This window comes from Streptomyces sp. NPDC002793 (assembly GCF_040295485.1).
In the GTDB taxonomy this organism is placed as follows: Bacteria; Actinomycetota; Actinomycetes; order Streptomycetales; family Streptomycetaceae; genus Streptomyces.
The window spans coordinates 257,439-276,073 of record NZ_JBEOVL010000004.1 but is presented as its reverse complement, the minus strand read 5'-3'; the positions used below and the strand labels follow the sequence as shown (position 1 = coordinate 276,073).

Annotated in this window: 23 protein-coding genes; 14 read left to right on the top strand and 9 right to left on the bottom strand. The window is 71.5% G+C overall.

Features of this window, described 5'->3' with window-relative positions; all coding sequences use genetic code 11:
• Positions 1–160: 160 nt before the first annotated feature.
• On the bottom strand, positions 161–1,000 hold the full coding sequence (locus ABT001_RS06195) for an SDR family oxidoreductase (RefSeq protein ID WP_351273046.1): 840 nt from the start codon (positions 998–1,000) through the stop codon (positions 161–163).
• Positions 1,001–1,093: 93 nt separating this feature from the next.
• On the opposite strand from ABT001_RS06195, the gene ABT001_RS06190 reads away from it, so the two are divergent.
• A complete protein-coding gene (locus ABT001_RS06190) occupies positions 1,094–1,465 on the top strand; it encodes a winged helix-turn-helix transcriptional regulator (protein ID WP_351273043.1) in 372 nt (123 codons plus the stop codon).
• A 33-nt stretch (positions 1,466–1,498) separates the two neighbouring features.
• On the opposite strand, the gene ABT001_RS06185 is transcribed toward ABT001_RS06190, so the two are convergent.
• The 6 genes from ABT001_RS06185 to ABT001_RS06160 all read right to left on the bottom strand — a co-directional run bounded on the left by ABT001_RS06185 (position 1,499) and on the right by ABT001_RS06160 (position 7,803).
• Positions 1,499–2,374 (bottom strand): alpha/beta fold hydrolase, encoded by an 876-nt coding sequence (locus ABT001_RS06185; RefSeq protein WP_351273041.1) that lies wholly within the window; start codon positions 2,372–2,374, stop codon positions 1,499–1,501.
• A 70-nt stretch (positions 2,375–2,444) separates the two neighbouring features.
• Positions 2,445–3,857 carry a sensor histidine kinase gene (locus ABT001_RS06180; protein ID WP_351273038.1) on the bottom strand — a complete coding sequence of 471 codons (1,413 nt, stop codon included), beginning with the start codon at positions 3,855–3,857 and terminating at the stop codon, positions 2,445–2,447.
• Positions 3,854–4,585, bottom strand: a complete 732-nt coding sequence (locus ABT001_RS06175) for a response regulator transcription factor (protein WP_351273036.1) — start codon at positions 4,583–4,585, stop codon at positions 3,854–3,856. The genes ABT001_RS06180 and ABT001_RS06175 overlap by 4 nt, the downstream gene beginning before the upstream one ends.
• A 135-nt stretch (positions 4,586–4,720) precedes the next feature.
• Positions 4,721–5,836, bottom strand: coding sequence for a S1C family serine protease (locus ABT001_RS06170; protein WP_351273033.1), 1,116 nt, complete (start codon positions 5,834–5,836; stop codon positions 4,721–4,723).
• A 95-nt stretch (positions 5,837–5,931) separates the two neighbouring features.
• Positions 5,932–6,975: a LacI family DNA-binding transcriptional regulator gene (locus ABT001_RS06165; protein ID WP_351273030.1), complete on the bottom strand. Its 1,044-nt coding sequence runs from the start codon at positions 6,973–6,975 to the stop codon at positions 5,932–5,934.
• A gap of 24 nt (positions 6,976–6,999) precedes the next feature.
• Entirely contained in the window at positions 7,000–7,803 is an 804-nt protein-coding gene (locus tag ABT001_RS06160; protein ID WP_351273027.1) for a response regulator transcription factor, read from the bottom strand.
• A gap of 298 nt (positions 7,804–8,101) precedes the next feature.
• Here ABT001_RS06160 and ABT001_RS06155 point away from each other — a divergent pair, with 298 nt between their 5' ends.
• The 8 genes from ABT001_RS06155 to ABT001_RS06120 all read left to right on the top strand — a co-directional run bounded on the left by ABT001_RS06155 (position 8,102) and on the right by ABT001_RS06120 (position 13,550).
• Positions 8,102–9,076: an alpha/beta hydrolase gene (locus tag ABT001_RS06155; protein WP_351273025.1), complete on the top strand. Its 975-nt coding sequence runs from the start codon at positions 8,102–8,104 to the stop codon at positions 9,074–9,076.
• 23 nt (positions 9,077–9,099) lie between these two features.
• Positions 9,100–9,354, top strand: coding sequence for a MoaD/ThiS family protein (locus ABT001_RS06150; protein ID WP_099174183.1), 255 nt, complete (start codon positions 9,100–9,102; stop codon positions 9,352–9,354).
• Positions 9,355–9,364: 10 nt separating this feature from the next.
• Positions 9,365–10,588 carry a hypothetical protein gene (locus tag ABT001_RS06145; RefSeq protein ID WP_351273023.1) on the top strand — a complete coding sequence of 408 codons (1,224 nt, stop codon included), beginning with the start codon at positions 9,365–9,367 and terminating at the stop codon, positions 10,586–10,588.
• Positions 10,589–10,739: 151 nt separating this feature from the next.
• Positions 10,740–11,435 carry an LmeA family phospholipid-binding protein gene (locus ABT001_RS06140; protein WP_351273021.1) on the top strand — a complete coding sequence of 232 codons (696 nt, stop codon included), beginning with the start codon at positions 10,740–10,742 and terminating at the stop codon, positions 11,433–11,435.
• A gap of 251 nt (positions 11,436–11,686) precedes the next feature.
• Positions 11,687–11,767, top strand: coding sequence for a putative leader peptide (locus tag ABT001_RS06135; RefSeq protein WP_350310325.1), 81 nt, complete (start codon positions 11,687–11,689; stop codon positions 11,765–11,767).
• A 151-nt stretch (positions 11,768–11,918) separates the two neighbouring features.
• Positions 11,919–12,764 (top strand): sulfurtransferase, encoded by an 846-nt coding sequence (locus ABT001_RS06130; RefSeq protein ID WP_351273018.1) that lies wholly within the window; start codon positions 11,919–11,921, stop codon positions 12,762–12,764.
• Positions 12,765–12,811: 47 nt separating this feature from the next.
• Positions 12,812–13,099, top strand: a complete 288-nt coding sequence (locus ABT001_RS06125) for a DUF1416 domain-containing protein (RefSeq protein WP_014154938.1) — start codon at positions 12,812–12,814, stop codon at positions 13,097–13,099.
• A gap of 133 nt (positions 13,100–13,232) precedes the next feature.
• Complete coding sequence (locus tag ABT001_RS06120; RefSeq protein WP_351273014.1) at positions 13,233–13,550, top strand: DUF3099 domain-containing protein; 318 nt, start codon at positions 13,233–13,235, stop codon at positions 13,548–13,550.
• A 16-nt stretch (positions 13,551–13,566) separates the two neighbouring features.
• Here ABT001_RS06120 and ABT001_RS06115 read toward each other — a convergent pair whose 3' ends face one another.
• Entirely contained in the window at positions 13,567–13,929 is a 363-nt protein-coding gene (locus ABT001_RS06115) for a DsrE family protein (RefSeq protein WP_351273011.1), read from the bottom strand.
• Between the two features lie 307 nt (positions 13,930–14,236).
• Here ABT001_RS06115 and ABT001_RS06110 point away from each other — a divergent pair, with 307 nt between their 5' ends.
• From ABT001_RS06110 to ygfZ, 3 genes are read left to right on the top strand one after another with little or no spacing between them, the layout of a single operon-like run.
• Positions 14,237–14,809: a heme-binding beta-barrel domain-containing protein gene (locus ABT001_RS06110; RefSeq protein WP_150488558.1), complete on the top strand. Its 573-nt coding sequence runs from the start codon at positions 14,237–14,239 to the stop codon at positions 14,807–14,809.
• A 50-nt stretch (positions 14,810–14,859) separates the two neighbouring features.
• Positions 14,860–15,303 (top strand): Fur family transcriptional regulator, encoded by a 444-nt coding sequence (locus ABT001_RS06105; protein ID WP_351273008.1) that lies wholly within the window; start codon positions 14,860–14,862, stop codon positions 15,301–15,303.
• A gap of 49 nt (positions 15,304–15,352) precedes the next feature.
• A complete protein-coding gene (ygfZ, locus tag ABT001_RS06100) occupies positions 15,353–16,318 on the top strand; it encodes a CAF17-like 4Fe-4S cluster assembly/insertion protein YgfZ (protein WP_351273007.1) in 966 nt (321 codons plus the stop codon).
• Positions 16,319–16,349: 31 nt separating this feature from the next.
• On the opposite strand, the gene dtd is transcribed toward ygfZ, so the two are convergent.
• Entirely contained in the window at positions 16,350–16,799 is a 450-nt protein-coding gene (gene dtd, locus ABT001_RS06095) for a D-aminoacyl-tRNA deacylase (protein ID WP_351273004.1), read from the bottom strand.
• A 115-nt stretch (positions 16,800–16,914) separates the two neighbouring features.
• On the opposite strand from dtd, the gene ABT001_RS06090 reads away from it, so the two are divergent.
• Entirely contained in the window at positions 16,915–17,592 is a 678-nt protein-coding gene (locus ABT001_RS06090; protein WP_351273001.1) for an RsiG family protein, read from the top strand.
• A 47-nt stretch (positions 17,593–17,639) separates the two neighbouring features.
• Positions 17,640–18,608 carry an asparaginase gene (locus ABT001_RS06085; protein WP_351272998.1) on the top strand — a complete coding sequence of 323 codons (969 nt, stop codon included), beginning with the start codon at positions 17,640–17,642 and terminating at the stop codon, positions 18,606–18,608.
• Positions 18,609–18,635: the final 27 nt, after the last annotated feature.

Sequence of the window (18,635 nt, the reverse complement as noted above, 5' to 3'; positions counted from 1 at the left end):
GGCGGCTGGCTGGTCTCTCTGCGGTGCGGGCGCTGGGCGTGGTCCGCCCCCCCGCCCCCCCCCCCCCCCACGACGGTGTCCTCGTGGCTGCGGTGTCGGGATCGGCCCGTTGGTGGGTCAGGTCGGCGTCGACTTCAGGCCGGGTTCCGGTCGGCCGGCCTCAGCGGAACGCGTCGACATTGCGGGCGGCCCAGTCGGCGAAGGGGCGCGGGGCGCGGCCGAGGACCTGCTGGACGTCCGGGCTGACGCGCAGCTCGGCCGGGCTCGGGGAACCGAGGATGTCCAGGGTGTCGTCGGCGAGTTCCGCCGGCATGCTCCGGGACATGCCTGCCTTTGCCTCGGCGCGGGTGAGCTCGTCGAACTTCACCGGCGTCCCCAGCGCGGCGGCGATGGCATCCGCCTGCTGGCGCGGAGTGATCACCTCAGGGCCGGTCAGCTCGTACACGCCGCCGGTGTGACGGTCGTCCAGCAGGCAGGCCGCCGCGACCGCGGCGATGTCCGCCGGGTCGATGATCGGCACCCCGGTGTCGCCGAAGGGCGCGGCGACGACCTGTTGCGTGCGTACGGACTCGGCCCACCACAGGGCGTTGGAGTCGAAGCCGCCCGGCCGCAGGATGGTCCACTCCAGGCCCGACTCCCGCAGCGTGTCCTCCAGCTCGCGCATGGCGATCCGTGTGCGGCCGAAGGGCCTGGTGGCCACGCCCAGTGTGGAGAGCAGGACGACCCGGCGGACTCCGGCGGCCACGGCCTCGCCGATGATGTCGGCCGGGCTGGCTCCGGTGGCGTGCAGGTCGCCGGAGAGCAGCAGGAACAGTGCCTCCGCCCCGGCGAGCGCGGGCTTGAGGCTGCCAGGCTCGGTCAGGTCGGCCGCCACGTGGCGGACACCGTCCGGTACTTCCGTCGTGTGCCGTGACACGGCGATCACCTGTCGGCCCGCCTCGGCGAGCGTCTGCGTCAACGGCCGGCCGATGTTTCCGGTGGCTCCGGTTACTACGATCATGAATAGCTCCTGGTCAGAAGTCCTTGTGTGGACGTGACGCTAGGGGCGCGGGCTAACTTTTGGTAAGGGCATACCTTGAGGTAAGTTCATGACGTGATAGAAGGCGTGCAGCGTAGGCAGGTCGAGGCGGGGCGGCGGTATGACGTGTTTCACACGGACTGCCCCGCGCGTGAGATGGTCGACCATGTGACCAGCAGGTGGGGCATCTGGGTGCTGATCTCCTTGCGGAGTGACAACCTCCGGTTCTACGAACTGCGCGAGAGCATCCAGGGCATCAGCGAGAAGATGCTCTCCCAGACCCTGCGTGCGCTGGTCCAGGACGGCCTGATCTGGCGGGAGGTCGAGCCGACGACGCCGCCCCAGGTCACCTACGGGCTGACCGAGTTCGGCCAGGACGTCGGCGAGCCGCTGACGGAGCTGTTCGACCGGATCACGCGGCGGATGTCCCAGCGCAGCACGGCGTAGCGAACGGACCGGAGCCGTTCGATCCCACCGTCGTCACCGGTCGTGGGCCAGCAAGGTGCGCAGGACGGCCTCGGCGTGTGTCCAGAGCAAGGATCCCCCGGCGGCGGGGAGCAGGTGCCGGGTCGACGTCGGGATCATCCGGGCGAGCGATTCACCTAGATCCGGGGAGTGGACCGGGCTGGTGTCCTGCTGTCCGTACCAGAGGTCGACCGGGACGGCCACGTCGGTGAGGTCGAACGGCCAACGGCCCATCGCCAGAACGGTGTCGCGGGCGTAGCCCGCCGGGCCCTGGCTGAAGGCCTCGTTCATCGCGCGCCGGAAGGCGTGCTGGAAGGCCGGGTCGGTGTAGACCGCGCGATCTGCCTCGGGGCTCGTCGTGATGATCAGATCCCACAGTGTGCCGGCGCTGCCGAAGCCGGCGAAGGAGGCCTCAGCGGCGTCGGAGTCGGCCGCGACGGCGTCCACCATGCCCCTCACCTGCGGGTTCAGCGAGTGAGCGAAGCGCGGATGCGCGAGTTCGTCGCTGCCGGACACCACGGCCACCGCGTTCACCGAACCGTTTGCCGCCAGGGCGAGGGCGAACGGTGCCCCCTGCGAGAACCCCACCGCCGACGGCGCGCCCAGGGCCCGTTCTTGGACGAGGTGCCGTATGTCGATGGCCCAGTCGGTCAGGGTCCGGCCGGGGGCCGGGTCGGAGGCCCCGAGGCCGGGCCTGTCCACGCTGACGAGCCGGACACCTGCTGCGTCGATGACGCCGCCGCCGAAAGCGAGCCACCTGCTGGTGGCCGCCCCCGGGCACAGCAGCACCGGGGTGCCATCGGCCGGTCCCCACTCCGCCCAGCCCAGGAGCCGACCGTCCGGCAGCTGGATCTGCCCGAGCCGCGCCGGCTCCCACACGCCGTAGTCCATGATCCGCATTCTCCCGTGCCCCGCAGCTCGCCGCGCGGAATTCCGCCGCCGGCTCCGAGCTGCCCCGCCCTCACACCCCCGGCGGCGGCGTAGGCGCCCCCGGCAGCCTGATCGACGCCAGGGTGCCGGTTCCCTCGGCCGCCGGGCGCAGGGCGATCTCTCCGCCCGCGTGCTGGACCGTGCGGGCCACGATGGACAGGCCGAGGCCCGAGCCGGGGAGCTGGCGGGCCGAGGGGGAGCGCCAGAAGCGGTCGAAGACGTGCGGGAGGTCCTCGGCCGGGATGCCGGGGCCGTGGTCCCGTACGGTCAGCTCGCCGCGGTGGAGCACGACGTCGATCGTCCCGCCCGCCGGGCTGAACTTCACCGCGTTGTCCAGCACGTTGACGACCGCCCGTTCCAGGGAGGCGGGCTCGGCCCGTACGTACCAGGGGGCCAGCTCGGCGGTGATGGTCAGCTCGGGGCCGCGCAGCCGGGCGCGTTGCAGGGCGTTACGGGTGATCTCGTGCAGCGCGACCACCTGGAGGGGGCCCGGCTGGGCGGCGTCGGGGCGGGAGAGCTCCTGGAGGTCGCCGATGAGCGCGGCCAGCTCGGTCATCTGGGCCTTGACCGACACCATCAGGGCCTTGCGGTCGTCGGGCGGGATGGCCCGGCCCGTCTCGTCGCTGCGGGCGAGCAGCTCGATGTTCGTACGGAGCGAGGTGAGCGGGGTGCGCAGCTCGTGCCCGGCGTCCGCGATGAGCTGCGCCTGACGGTCGCGGGAGGTGGCCAGGGAGCTGGTCATGGCGTTGAAGGAACGGGAGAGACGCGCGATCTCGTCCTCTCCCTCGGCCGGGATCCGGATGGTCAGGTCCTCGGTCTCGGCCACGTGCTCGACGGCGTGGGCGAGGTCGTCGACCGGGCGCAGGCCCGTGCGGGCGATCCACAGGCCGGCCGCGCCGGCTCCGACGACGCCGATGCCGGCGACGAGGACCAGCACCCAGGCGAGGGTGGAGAGCGGGTCGGTGACCTCCTTCTCCGGGCGCGCCACCGACACGGCGTAGATCTCACCGGAAGGGCGTAGTTCCAGACCGTAGGTGTAGACCCGCATCTTCTGGTCGTCGGCGCCGGTCGCCGAGTACAGCACGTCCCCGCGTTTGCCGCCGGCGACGGCCAGGTCCTCGTCCGTCGGGGTGATGCGGGTCGAGCCGGGGCTCTCGCAGACCGTGCCCGCCGCGTCGATGATCTGCAGGGAGTAGGAGCCCGGGGAACGCAGGGGGCCACGCCCCGCCCCCCGGCAGCTGGCCAGGAGCTCCTCCACGTAGGACTTGTCGACGGTCGGGGAGTTGCGCAGGGAGTTGTCCAGCTGCTGCTCCAACTGCTCCCGCGTCACGAACCAGCAGGCGGCGGCCACCGCCGCCACCGCCACCGCCACCGCCATGGCGACCAGCAGGGCGAGCCGGGAGCGGAGGGGCAGGGCGCGGAGCCGTCGGGGCAGGCCGGTCACCCGTCACCGCCGCCGGAGCGCAGGGCGTACCCGACGCCCCGCACGGTGTGGACGAGGCGCGGTTCACCGCCCGCCTCCGTCTTGCGGCGCAGATACATCACGTACACGTCCAGGGAGTTGGAGCTGGGCTCGAAGTCGAAGCCCCAGACCGCCTTGAGGATCTGCTCGCGGGTGAGCACCTGCCGGGGGTGGGCCAGGAACATCTCCAGAAGGGTGAACTCGGTGCGGGTCAGCTCCACCCGGCGCGTGCCCCGGGTGACCTCGCGGGTGTTCAGGTCCATGCGGAGGTCCGCGAAGGACAGCACGTCGTCGTCGGGGAGCGGCCCGCCCGCCGCGACGGCGTAGGAGCTGCGGCGGAGCAGGGCGCGGATGCGGGCGAAGAGCTCGTCCAGCTCGAAGGGCTTGACGAGGTAGTCGTCGGCTCCCGCGTCGAGGCCGGTGACCCGGTCGCCGACGGTGTCGCGGGCGGTGAGCATCAGGATGGGCGTGGTCGACCCGGTGGACCGGATGCGCCGGGCGGCGGTGAGGCCGTCCATGCGGGGCATCTGGATGTCCAGGACGATCAGGTCGGGGGCGTACGCCTCGGCCTTGGCCAGGGCGTCGTAGCCGTCCACGGCCACCTCGGTTCCGTACCCCTCGAACGCGAGGCTGCGCTGCAGCGCCTCCCGCACGGCGGGCTCGTCGTCGACGATCAGGACACGCTGCGGATCGTCTTCGGCGGGGCTCATCGCTTCTTCGTCCTCTTCCGTGATGCCGGGGGCGGGTGCTGGGTGCTGGGTTCTCAGCCTCGCACGGCAGCCCTGCGGCGTCGCGCGCCGCTCGCGGGCTGCGGGGCGGTGTCGGGGTCCACGGGGACGGCCTCGTCAGGAGCCGGCGCCGGCGCGCAGGGAGTCCAGATCGGCCTTGACGGTGTCGATCGGGATGGCGAATCCGAGCCCCACGCTGCCCGCTGCCGAGCTGCCGGATGCGCCGGCCGAACTGGGCGAGTACATGGCGGAGTTGATACCGATGATCTCGCCGTTCATGTTGATCAGCGCGCCGCCGGAGTTACCGGGGTTGAGTGAGGCGTCGGTCTGCAGGGCCTTGTACGTCGTCTTGGACGAGCCGGTGTCGCCGTTGAACTGCTGCCCGCCGAATTCGAACGGCCAGTTCTGCCCGCCCTGTTGTTGCTGCTCCTGCCCCTGCTCCTCGTCCTTGGCGACCGTGACATCGCGGTCGAGTGCCGAGACGATGCCGCTGGTGACCGTGCCGGTGAGGCCCTCGGGCGAGCCGATCGCCACGACCTGGTCGCCGACCTTCACCGAGGAGGAGTCACCGAGCGAGGCGGTCTTCAGCCCGCTCGCGCCCTGGAGCTTGATCAGCGCCAGGTCCTTGTCGGCGTCCGTGCCGACGACATCGGCGGTGTACGTCCTGCCGGTGCTGAGCGTCACCTCGATCTCGGAGGCGCCGGAGATGACGTGGTTGTTGGTGACGATCTCGCCGTCCGCCGTGATGACGACACCGGAACCGGTGGCGTCGCCCGCCGAGGACGTCGCGCCGATCTCGACGATGGCCGGGGACACGGCCGCCGCCACACCGGAGACCGTGCCGGCGCTGCTCTGCGAGACGGTGGTGCCGTTGACGACGCCGGATCCGGAGCCGTTGGTGCCGCCGTCCGCGAGCTCTCCTATGAGGGTGGCGGTGCCGCCACCGATCGCCGCCGCGGCGATCGCCACGGCGGCGAGCAGGGCGAACGGCCGCTTGACCCGGCGCACCGGCTCGGCGGCGTCAGCGGCCGGGAAGGGCTGGGGTGCCGGGGCGGGCCAGGCGTGGGCGGGGACCTCGGGCTGATGGGCGGGCGGCGGCGGATAGCCCGCCTCGCCACCGACGTACGGAGCGGTCCCGTACGAGCCGTCGTCGTGCGAACCGTGGTCGTACGAGCCGTCGTCGTGGGAGGGGGCCATCGGGTACGCGCCGCTCGGGCGGTGGCTGTCGGTCATGTCTACGAGAGTGGTCAGCGAACATGAGAGCAGCCTGAGTACGTCCTGAGAAGCCCGGCAGAACCTCGTATGCCCGATGTAAAGAGAGCGCCCCGCTACCGAGCGGTGACCGGCGGTTCGCCGCAGCCGCACGACCGGCGTACCACCAGCGCGGACGGGAACTGCTTCAGCCGCTCACGCCGCGAGCCCGAGACCCTCAGCGAGTCGTCGAGGACCAGGTCCACGGCCGCCCGTGCCATCGCCGGACGGTCCGAGAAGACCGTCGTGAGCGGCGGGTCGGTCAGCCCGGCTTCCTTCACGTCGTCGAAGCCCGCTACGGCGAGCTCGCCCGGTACGTCGATCCGCAGCTCACGCGCGGCCCGCAGCACCCCGATGGCCTGGTCGTCCGTCGAGCAGAAGATCGCCGGGGGTCTGTCAGGACCGGCGAGGAGCTCCAGGGCGACCTGGTAGGCGTCGTAGCGGTTGTACGGGGCGTGGAAGAGCCGGCCCTCCGTCGACCGGCCGGCCTCCTGCATCGCCCGGCGCCAGCCCTCGATGTGGTCGGCGACCGGGTCGCCGACCACCGGGGTCGACTCCATGCCGCCGAGGCACGCCACATAGGCGTTGCCGTGCTCCAGGAGGTGGCGGGTGGCGAGCTGGGCGCCGCCCACGTCGTCGGTGACGACCGCGACGTCGTCGATCGCCTCGGGGCGCTCGTGCAGCAGGACGACGCGGGCGTCCCAGGCCTCTATCTCCGCAGCCGCGCGCTCGCTGGGTCCCTGGCTGACCAGGATCAGCCCGGAGACCCGCATGCCGAGGAAGGCCCGCAGATAGTGGACCTCGCGTTCGTCGCGGTAGTCGGAATTGCCGACGAGCACCATCTTGCCGCGCTCGGCCGCCGCCTGTTCGACCGCGTGTGCCATCTCCGCGAAGAACGGCTGCCGGGCGTCCGGCACGATCATCCCTATGAGGTCGGTCCGCCGTGAGGCCATGGCCTGGGCGACCCGGTCGGGCCGGTAGCCCAGCTCCTTGATCGCTGCGAGCACCCGCTCGCGCGTGGCCGGGGCGACCGGCCTCGGTCCGTTGTTGATGACGTAGCTGACGACCGCTGTCGAGGTCCCCGCCAGTCTCGCCACATCGTCCCGCGTCACCTTGGCCACGCGCGGCAGTCTACGCGGATCGACCTACCCCTTGGCAGGCCGGACCGGGGCTTCTTCCGCGATCTCGGCCTCCGAGGACTGCTCCGAACGGGTGAGGCCCTCGGTCGCGGGCTTCGCCGCCGCCCTGGCCTTGGCCTCCTCGGCGGCCCGGTCCACCTTCTCGGGGGTGACGAAGCGGTAGCCGACGTTGCGGACGGTGCCGATCAGGGACTCGTGCTCGGGGCCGAGCTTGGCCCGCAGGCGCCGTACGTGGACGTCTACCGTGCGGGTGCCGCCGAAGTAGTCGTAGCCCCAGACCTCCTGGAGCAGCTGGGCGCGGGTGAAGACCCGGCCAGGGTGCTGGGCGAGGTACTTGAGCAGTTCGAACTCCTTGAACGTCAGGTCGAGGACCCGGCCCTTCAGCTTGGCGCTGTAGGTGGCCTCGTCGACGGAGAGATCGCCGTTGCGGATCTCCATGGGGGAGTCGTCGGTGGTGATCTGCTGGCGGCCGGTGGCGAGCCGCAGCCGGGCCTCGACCTCGGCGGGGCCCGCGGTGTCCAGCAGGACGTCGTCGATGCCCCAGTCGGCGGTGACGGCCGCGAGGCCGCCCTCCGTCACGACGAGGATCAGCGGACAGCCGGGCCCGGTGGACCGCAGCAGCTGGCAGAGCGACCGCACCTGGGGGAGGTCGCGGCGGCCGTCGATGAGAATGACGTCGGCACCCGGGGTGTCGACGAGCGCGGGCCCCTCGGCGGGGGCGACCCGCACGCTGTGCAGCAGAAGGCCGAGGGCGGGGAGCACCTCCGTCGACGGTTGAAGGGCATTCGTCAGAAGCAGCAGTGAACTCATCGCCGCCCACCTGCCTGGGTCGTCGGTCGATCGTGCACGTTCAGCTCGCCCATTACGTCGGTCCTCCTCGTTCCCTGCGAGAGGGGCACTCCCGGGTCGGACCCGGGGGAGTAGTGCGGCACTGCTTCGTACTCCCGTACGGCCATCACCCGCGACGACCGTCATACGGTTTTTACTGTGCGGTCCCGCGCCCGGGGACCGCTGAGCTTGTGGAAACGTTGCCGTAACAACACTCGGAAAGCACAAAAGGATCCGGGGGCTGCTTTGCCCGGATCCTCTTCGCAGCAGAATAGCCCACATGAGTTCAGCGTCCGAGGGTTGTTTCCCGAGTTCTTCTGTTCCCTCGATCACGCGCGTGCCCCGGCGCACCACGTTGCTGACCGGTGACGGCGTCCGTATCGAGGCGGTGTACACCCCGTGTACGGCGGGTTCCGAAGGCCCCGGGAGCCGTGCGCCCGAAGGGGTGGCCGTGGTCCTCGCACACGGCTTCACCGGCGCGGTCGACCGGCCGGCGCTGCTGCGGGCCGCCGCGGTGTTCGCCCAGCGTGCGGCGGTGGTCACGTTCTCCTTCCGGGGGCACGGACGGTCCGGCGGACGGTCCACGGTGGGTGATCGCGAGGTGCTGGACCTGGCGGCGGCGGTCGCCTGGGCGCGGTCACTGGGACACCGCCGCGTCGTTACGGTCGGCTTCTCGATGGGCGGTTCCGTGGTGCTCAGGCACGCCGCGCTGTATACGGCGGGGAAAGCCGCTGAATCGGTGAATGAGGATTCGGCAACAGTGAGGTCCGAACGGGTGGCGCGGCGCGCCGAGGCGCAGAGGGCGCACGAGGGGCGCGCGGCGGCGCATTCATCCGGGCATTCGGGCACCACCGCGCACACGGACGCCGTCGTCGCCGTGAGCGCCCCCGCCCGCTGGTACTACCGGGGCACGGCCCCCATGCGCCGCCTGCACTGGGTCGTCACGCGCCCCACGGGCCGCCTCGTCGGCCGCTACGGCTTCCGCACCCGCATCCACCGCGAGGACTGGGACCCGGTGCCGCTCTCGCCGGTGGAGGCGGTCCCGCTGATCACCGCGCCCCTGCTGATCGTCCACGGCGACAGGGACCCGTACTTCCCCGTCGACCATCCGCGGATGCTGGCCGGAGCGGCGGCGGACGGGGCGGAACTCTGGCTGGAACACGGCATGGGCCACGCGGAGAACGCGGCGGACGCGGAGCTGCTGGCCCGAATCGCGGACTGGGCGGGGTCGGCGTGCTCCATGATGGACAGCTGACGTACGAGGAAAGGGGTGCAGCCATGGCAGCGGGGACGATCCGCTACTGGGCCGCGGCCAAGGCCGCAGCGGGGACCGCGGAGGAGCCGTACACGGCGGAGACACTCGCCGAGGCGCTCGACGGGGTGCGCGAGCGGCACCCCGGTGAGCTGACGCGCGTACTGCTCAGATGCTCGTTCCTGATCGACGGGAATCCTGTGGGGACCCGCGGTCATGAGACCGTACGGCTTGCCGAGGGCGGCACGGTCGAGGTGCTCCCGCCGTTCGCAGGAGGGTGAACCGCAGACCATGAGCAACAGCGATCAGCAGTATCCGTACGACCCGGGACACGGTCAGCAGCAGTACGACCCGGGACACGCGCAGCGGTACCAGGACCCGGGTCAGCAGTACGACGCGGTGTACGGGCAGCAGCAACAGCCGTACGCGCACCAGCAGCACGCCTTCCCTCCCGGGCAGGGCGATCCCCAGGGTGCCGTCGACCAGGGCTTGGCGCAGACGTGGCAGGGCCAGACCTGGGACACCCAGTACCAGCCGGCGATCCAGCCCCAGCAGCCGCAGCAGCCCCAGCAGCAGCCGCAGCCGCAGCAGCCCCAGCAGCAGGCCGCTCCCCTGTACGGCACGTCGGGCGCGTACCCGCTTCCGCCCGAGGTCCCGGTGGCCCCGGCATCACCCGCGGCCCCACCCGCCCCGGCAGCCGTGCCCGACGACACGGGCTACAGCGCGCCCACCACCCTGGGCAACAGCCGGATCACCGACGCGCAGCGGGCCCGCGCCGAGGGGCGTTCGCCGATCATCGCGCCGGGGATGCAGCCCGCCGCGATCACCGCGGGCCTCGGCCTGCTGCTCGCGCTCGGCGCCGCGATCGGGGCGTACGCCCTGCTCGTGCCCCTCGTGCTGCTCCAGGCCGTGACGGCCGCGGGATGGTTCAGGCTCAACGGGATGTGGCCGGCCAGGCAGGGCATCGTGCTGGCCTTCGCCGGTGGTGTCGTGGCCGATGCCGTGCTGCTCGCTGCGGGCCGGGGCAACGCCCCCGCGGCCCTCCTCGGCACGCTCGGGGTCTGGGTGCTGCTCACCCTCGTGCTCCAGCTGCGCAGCCGAGCCGGTGCCGATGAACGGATGTACAGCCTGACGGCCACCGTCGTGTCGGCGGCGCTCGCCGTGCTGGCCGCCGGACATCTCGCGGCCGTCCCGGACGCGGTGACGGTGGGCTGCGTCGCGGTCGCCGTGGCCGTGCTCGTCAGGGCCCTGCCGCTGCCCGGACCGGTCTCCGTCGTCGTGGCGCTGCTCGCCTCGGCGGGTGCGGGCTGGGCCGTCGGAGGGTTCATGGACTTCGGCAACCTCGAGATCCAGGGCCCGTTCCTCGGATTCGCGGCCGGCGGCTGTGCGCTGATCGGCCTGCGGGTCGCGAGTTACGACTACCCGTCCCGCTTCGTGCACATGACCGCAGGGGTGGCGCTGCCGCTCACCGCCGCGGCTCCCGCGGTCTATCTGATCGGGCGCGTGATCGCCTGACGCGCGGAGTTTCCTGACGTTCCCTCACTCCTCTCCCCGCTCCGGGGAACCGGCGGGGCCTGCCGCTCGTCGATCACTCCGGGCGCACCGCAGAAGCGGCAGTAGGCTCACGTACCAGGGTCAGGCCGGTCCGAGTGGGGGAACAACAGGCATGCGAGCACTGCGAATACTGCTGATCATCGCCGTGGTGCTGGGCGGCGTCTTCGTCGCCCTGGACCGCGCCGCCGTGTATTTCGCGGAGTCGGAGGCCGAGGGGCGGATCGCCTTCGGCGGCGCCGAGACGGGCTCGACGGACGTCTCGATCAAGGGCTTCCCGTTCCTGACCCAGGTGGCCGGGTCGGAGTTCGACCGTGTCGACGTCACGGTCAAGGACATCCGGGCCAGCGCGGCCGGGCGGGAGATACGGATCAGCGAGATACAGGCCCAGCTGCGGCAGGTGACGCTGGGTGCCGGTTACACCAGCGCGACGGCAGCCCGGGCCACCGGGTCGGCCGTCATCCCGTACGCCGCCCTCACCGAGGCGGCCGACGAGGACGTCACGGTCGCCTACGGCGGTGACGGCAAGGTCAAGGTCACCGGCACGGTCCGGATCCCGGTGCTGGAGCAGACGGTCACGCGCAGCGTGCTGTCCACGGTCACCCTCGTCGACGGCGACACGGTCAGGGTGCGCGCCGACGAGGTCCCGGGCGAGGGCGTTCCCGGCCTGGAGGGCATGGTCAGGAAGAAGACCGACTTCGAGCGTGCGATCGGCGGACTGCCCGACGGTCTGAAGCTGGAGAAGATCGAGGCGACCCCGGGCGGGCTGGAGATTTCGATGACCGGCGCCGACATCCGGCTGGCGGGCTGACGGGCGCCTCGGAGCACCTGCGGATAAGCCGCGGCCGGGCGGGGTAGGGGCACCGCCGAGGCGGACGCGTGGTCGTGGATCCGGATAGTGAGACGGGTCCGTCCGCTCCGCAGATGCCTGTGGGACCCAGGCACCCGACGGGCGCCGACCCGGGCTTCGCGGGATGATCGCGTCTCGCATGGCGGACGATCGAGTCTCATCATGCGACACGACGGTGACATTCCCGCCCGTACCTCCCTACGATCGGACGCATGAAGCGACAGGCGGACCTCACGAAGCGGCGGGCAGTGGACCTGTGCCGTGTCGCCGCCATGCTCTGTCGCACCTTCTGAGCGGGACCCTCTCCCGTTTCCCCCCGGCCCTTCGACGATGTCAGGGCCGGACCCGTGCCTCCCGTACGCGCTCCGTCCCCAGCGCCTGCGCGTACGTCTCGCACTCCAGCACCGCACCACCCCGCCGCAGACTGCCCCGGAGGAGAAACACATGAGCCGCGCAGACGTACTGGTCGACGCCGACTGGGTCGAGGCCCGCATCGACGACCCGCAGGTCGCCATCGTCGAGGTCGACGAGGACACCTCGGCCTACGAGAAGAACCACATCAAGAACGCGATCCGGATCGACTGGACCAAGGACCTCCAGGACCCGGTCCGCCGCGACTTCATCGACCAGGCCGGCTTCGAGAAGCTCCTGTCCGAGAAGGGCATCGGGAACGACACCACGGTCGTCCTCTACGGCGGCAACAACAACTGGTTCGCGTCCTACGCCTTCTGGTACTTCAAGCTCTACGGTCACCAGGACGTCCGCCTGCTCGACGGCGGCCGCAAGAAGTGGGAGCTCGACTCCCGCGACCTGGTGGACGGCGACCAGATCCCGTCCCGCCCGGCCACCCAGTACAAGGCGAAGGCCCAGGACGAGTCGATCCGCGCCTACCGCGACGACGTCGTCGCCGCCATCGGCAGCCAGAACATCGTCGACGTGCGGTCGCCCGACGAGTTCAGCGGCAAGCTGCTCGCCCCGGCCCACCTCCCGCAGGAGCAGTCGCAGCGCCCCGGCCACGTGCCGAGCTCGCGCAACATCCCGTGGTCGAAGAACGCCAACGACGACGGCACCTTCAAGTCGGACGACGAGCTCAAGGCCCTCTACGAGGACGAGCAGGTCGACCTGTCGAAGGACACCATCGCGCTCTGCCGCATCGGTGAGCGTTCGGCCCTGACCTGGTTCGTGCTGCACGAGCTGCTCGGCGTCGACAACGTCAAGAACTACGACGGTTCGTGGACCGAGTACGGCTCGCTCGTGGGCGTGCCGATCGAGCTCGGCGCCAACAAGTAATTCCGCAGACCCGCTCAGCAGGACCCCGACCAGAAGGACAGAACACCATGTGTGGAGCACAGGCCGGCGGCCCCGACGCTTCGACGATCAAGCCGGGCGAGACGACCATCCAGGGCAGCGTGACCCGTGACGGCGAGCCCGTCACCGGCTACGTCCGTCTGCTGGACTCGACCGGTGAGTTCACCGCCGAGGTCCCGACCTCGGCGACCGGACAGTTCCGCTTCTACGCGGCCGAGGGCACCTGGACGCTCCGCGCCCTGGTCCCGGGCGGCACCGCCGACCGCACGGTCGTGGCGCAGACCGGTGGCCTCGCCGAGGTCGCCATCGCCGTGTAGTTCACGCACCGCATACGGCCGGAGGGCCGCACCCCAGGGGGTTGGACGCCACCTGCACAGGGGTGCGGCCCTCCGTGCCGTCCGTGCGCGTTTCCGCGTGCACGTCCGCGCCGGAGAGCTCTACGCTGGAGACATGTACGCCCGGCGCAGGCGCGCCTACTTCCTTCTGATGGGCGGATGCCTCCTCCTCTTCGTCTCCGCCTGGGCCTTCGTGCGCCTGTGGTCCGTACCGGCGGCCGTGGCGATGTGCGTGCTCGCCATGGTCATCCCGCCCGTCGCGGCGATCGTCGCCAACCGACGTGGTCCCGAGGACCGTTGGTGGGACGACTCCCCGCCCGACAGCCGGCGGCCCCGGGACTCCCGGCCCCGCCCGCCCGGGGAGGAGCCGACGGGCGATCCGACGTCGGATGCCTGGTGGGACGAGCTGGACGGCAGGAACCGCCGCCGGTGACCTGCAGGTCTCCCGGTCAGTAGACGAGGGCCTGGGCGCCGTCCGCCATGGCCTCCTGCACGAATACCTGGGCACCGGCGATCCGCACGCCCTCCAGAACGTCCTTCTCGGAGATGTCGCGCCGCGCCGCACACTGGGTGCAGAGCGTGATCCCGCCGCCGGCGAGGATCGAGTCGACCAGATCGGGCAACGGCGCGGAGTGCGGCAGTTCGAACTCGGCGGCGCGCCCCGGCAGGGCGAACCAGGCGGACTCACCGGTCAGCCACAGCGAGACCTCGACCCCGCTGGCGACGGCCACGGCCGCCACGGTGAAGGCCTGCGAGCAGCGCTCGGGGGCGTCGGCTCCGGCGGTCACCTTGATCACGAGCTTCTTCGGCATGTACCGAACTGTAACGACCTCCCCCGCGACGGCCCGGGTCCCGGGCCGAGCCGACCGCGCCCGGGAAACCCCGGGCCGCCGTGCCGGGCCCCCACCCATTAGGCTGGGGGCCCGGCCGTCCGCTGCCGTCATGTCGTTCGTTCCGAGGAGCTCCCGTGCTTGAGGCTTTCTTCTCCGCCCTGCTGGTCCTGGTCTGCGTCGGCGTGCTCGCCTTCGCGGCCGTGACCGTGAAGAAGCTGTACCAGGGCCAGCGCTGACCCTCGCCTGATCACCTTCCGTACACCCTCACAGATCGTCTGAGCCGCTCATGATCGAGATTCCGTCCGACCTCCACCCGGACCTCGTGCCGCTGGCCTTCCTCCTCGGCAACTGGGCGGGTGCGGGCGTCTCCGACTTCCCCGGCGCCGAGAAGTGCAACTTCGGCCAGGAAGTCACCTTCAGCCACGACGGCCGCGACTTCCTCGAGTACGTCTCGCACTCCTGGGTGCTGGACGCCGAGGGCAACCAGGTCAAGCCGCTGGAGTCCGAGTCCGGATACTGGCGGATCGACAAGGACCGCAAGGTCGAGATCGTCATGGTCCGTGACCAGGGCATCGTCGAGGTCTGGTACGGCGAGCTGGCCAAGCAGAAGCCGCAGATCGACGTCGTCACCGACGCCGTGGCCCGCACGGCGGCCTCCGGCCCGTACAGCGGCGGCAAGCGCCTCTACGGCTATGTGAACAGCGACCTGATGTGGGTCGGCGAGAAGGCCACCCCCGACGTGGAGCTGCGGCCGTACATGTCGGCGCACCTGAAGAAGGTCGTCACCCCCGAGGAGGTCGCCGCGATGGCGAAGAGCCTCGGGGACATGCCGGACGACGGAATCGCGTTCTTCAAGTAGGCCCGCGCAGCCCCGGCGGGCCGGTGCTCGCCCCGCCCTACACTGGGCGTGTGGTGAGCACCGACTGGAAGACCGATCTTCGGCAGCGTGGCTACCGGCTGACGCCTCAGCGTCAGCTCGTCCTGGAGGCCGTCGACACCCTGGAGCACGCGACACCCGACGACATCCTCTGCGAGGTGCGCAGGACGGCGTCGGGGGTGAACATCTCCACCGTCTACCGGACCCTGGAGCTCCTGGAGGAGCTCGGGCTGGTCAGCCATGCCCACCTCGGGCACGGCGCGCCGACGTATCACCTGGCCGACCGCCACCACCACATCCACCTCGTCTGCCGGGACTGCACGAGCGTCATCGAGGCAGATGTCGACGTGGTCGCCGACTTCACGGCGAAGCTGCGGAGCACCTTCGGCTTCGAGACCGACATGAAGCACTTCGCGATTTTCGGGCGCTGCGCCGACTGCTCGGCGAAGGCGGCACAGGGCGGTCCGGCGGACTGACACGGAAGCGCGCGGTGGAGCGGGCCGCCCGGGTCGTACGCTTGGTCGCATGAAGAGCCCCTTGCTGTCCCTGCCCGGCGCCGTCCCCGCCGAGGGGCGCGACGAAGGCGTCGCCGCGCACTACGGCGACCTGTTCCGTGAGCAACGCGCACTCGCCGACGGCGGCGGCCTCGTCGACCTCTCGCACCGTGGGGTCGTCACGGTCACCGGCGACGACCGGCTGGCCTGGCTGCACCTGCTGCTCACCCAGCACGTCAGTGATCTCGCGCCGCACCAGGCGACCGAGGCGCTGATCCTCTCCGCCAACGGCCACATCGAGCACGCCCTCTACCTTGTCGACGACGGCACGACGGTGTGGATGCACACCGAGCCGGAGACCCAGGGCGAGCTGATCGCCTACCTGGAGTCGATGAAGTTCTTCTACCGGGTCGAGGTCGCCGACCGCACCGCCGACATCGCCGTCGTGCATCTGCCCGCCGGTTCCATCGCCGAGGTCCCGGACGGCGTCGCCGTACGGGAGACGGCGCACGGCCGCGACCTCTTCCTGCCCCGGGCCGACCTGGAGACGTACGCCGCCGCGCACGGCCCCGCGGTGGGGATCCTGGCGTACGAGGCGCTCCGCGTCGAGACGCACCGCCCGCGCCTGGGCTTCGAGACCGACCACCGCACCATCCCGCACGAGCTGGGCTGGATCGGCAGCGCCGTGCACCTCCAGAAGGGGTGCTACCGGGGTCAGGAGACGGTCGCCCGCGTCCACAACCTGGGGAAGCCGCCGCGCCGCCTCGTCTTCCTGCACCTCGACGGCAGCGAGGTCCATCTGCCCGGCCACGGGACGCCGGTCCGGCTCGCCGCCGACGGTGCGGAGGGCAGGCAGCTCGGCTTCATCACCACCTCGGCCCGCCACCACGAGCTGGGACCGATCGCCCTGGCGCTGGTGAAGCGGAACGTCGCGGTGGACGCGGAACTGATCGCGGGTGACACCGCGGCGGCCCAGGAAACGGTCGTCGAGCCGTAGAGGGGCTACGCGCGGCCGTCCAGCCGCACTGCTACACCTCGACCAGCACGGTGAACGGGCCGTGGTTCGTGAGCGAGACCCGCATGTCCGCCCCGAACCGGCCCGTCTCCACCCGCGCCCCGAGCGACCGCAGTTGGGCGACCACCTCGTCGACCAGCGGCTCCGCGACCTCGCCCGGTGCGGCGGCGTTCCAGGTGGGCCTGCGGCCCTTCCTGGCGTCCCCGTAGAGAGTGAACTGCGAAATAACCAAAAGCGGTGCATTCACGTCCGAGCAGGACTTCTCACCTTCCAGGATCCGTAGGGTCCACAGCTTGCGGGCGAGCTGCGCCGCCTTCTCCGCGGTGTCCCCGTGAGTGACCCCCACCAGCACACACAGGCCCTCGCCGATGATCTCGCCGACCGTCCCGGTCCCCGACGCGTCGTCCGCGGCGCCGGCCACGGTGACGGTCGCGCCGTCCACTCTCTGTATCACTGCACGCATACAGACCAACCTATCTTGGGCCGAACGGGTACAGAGCACCTGCGTGAACACCGTGCGTAGTGGCACCATGCACGATGTCGGTGTGCCGACGCACCGGTCGAGGGGACGGAACATCATGACGACACGTGGAACCAGGCCATCACCCGGCGCCGTACCAGTGACACGTACAGCGGCCGGCCTGCGGCCGCCGGTGCAGCGGACCGGTGACACGCCGGGCCAGCCGCCCGTGCGGGTGCCCGCGGTGGTGAACGGAGCGGTGTCCGTGCCCGGCCAGACGGGCGGCGCCGCGTTCGAAGGGCTGGCCGCCGTGCGTCCGCAGCCCGAATTCGGCGGGCTGCGACTGCCGGAGCTGCGCACCCGGCGCCGTGACGCCCAGCGTGACGAGGCGGACCTCAGCTACGTGCGCCGCCTCGTCCAGGGCCGGATCGACATCCTGCGCGCCGAGCTCGCCCGCCGGGTGGACCCCGAGTCGCCCGTGGTGGACCGGCTCTCGGAGATCCTCGCCGACGCCCCGTCCGTCCACCGTTCCTCGGTGCGGCACGTCACCCTGACCACGCCGCGCAGCGACGAGTACCGGCAGCTGGCGGCGGACACGCTCGCGGAGGTCGAGCTCTCCGACCTCGACGCCCGGACGGACGACGAGCTCCTCACGGCCATGGGGCGGCTCGTCCGCTACGAGCGACAGGTGTCCCGGCGCCGGCACCGGCTCCAGCGGACCGTCGACGATTGCAGCGCGGAGATCGCCCGCAGGTACCGTGACGGGGAAGCACAAGTAGAGGACCTGCTCGCCTGAAGCGACCCTTCCGGGGGCGGGTCACGCCCGTCCCCGGAAGGCCCCCCATGACCCCCATATTCCCCTCCGCGTCGCCCGTGCCCCCGGTCCTGGCCGAGGTCGTGCGGTCCGGTTTCACCGAGGGCCACCACCGGGGGTCGCTGGTCGTCCTGGCGGCCGACGGCAGCGTGGAGTTCGCGCTCGGCGACCCGGCAGCGCCGGTCTTCCCCCGCTCGTCCAACAAGCCGATGCAGGCAGCGGCGATCCTGCGGGCCGGTCTGGACCTCTCCGGGGAGCGGCTGGCCCTGGCCGCGGCGAGCCACTCAGGGGAGGCCTTCCACCTGGACCTGGTGCGCACGATGCTCGCCGAACACGGTCTGGCGCCGGACGATCTGCAGACCCCGCCCGATCTGCCGCTGGACCCGGTCGAGGCGGAGGCGTACCTCGCCGCCGGGGGTGTCCGGGAGCCGCTCACCATGAACTGCTCCGGCAAGCACGCGGCGATGCTCGCCGTCTGCGTGCGCAACGGATGGGACACGGCGACGTATCTCGACCCGGCCCACCCGTTGCAGCGGCTGGTCGGCGAGGTGGTCGCGGAGGCGGCGGGCGAGCCCGTCGCGGCGGTCGGCACGGACGGTTGCGGTGCCCCGCTGATGGCGATCGGGCTGGTGGGCCTGGCCCGGGCGTTCCGTACGTTCGTGCTGGCGGAACCGGGCACGGCGGAGCGGCGGGTCGCGGACGCGATGCGGGCGCACCCGGAGTACGTCGCAGGCACGCGGCGGCCGGACACCTGGCTGATGCGCGAGGTTCCGGGCGCACTCTCCAAGATGGGCGCGGAGGCGGTGCAGGCGCTGGCGCTCCCGGACGGCAGGGCCCTGGCCTTCAAGATCGACGACGGTTCCACCCGTGCCCTGGGCCCGGTGCTGGCCCGGTCCCTCGAACTGCTGGGTGTCGACGCCCCGGTGGTGTCCCGCATCGGGCGGGCGCCGCTGCTCGGCGGTGCCGCGGAGGTGGGCGGCGTCCGGGCCGCGTTCTGAGCAGCGCCCCGGCCGGAAAACCATGCG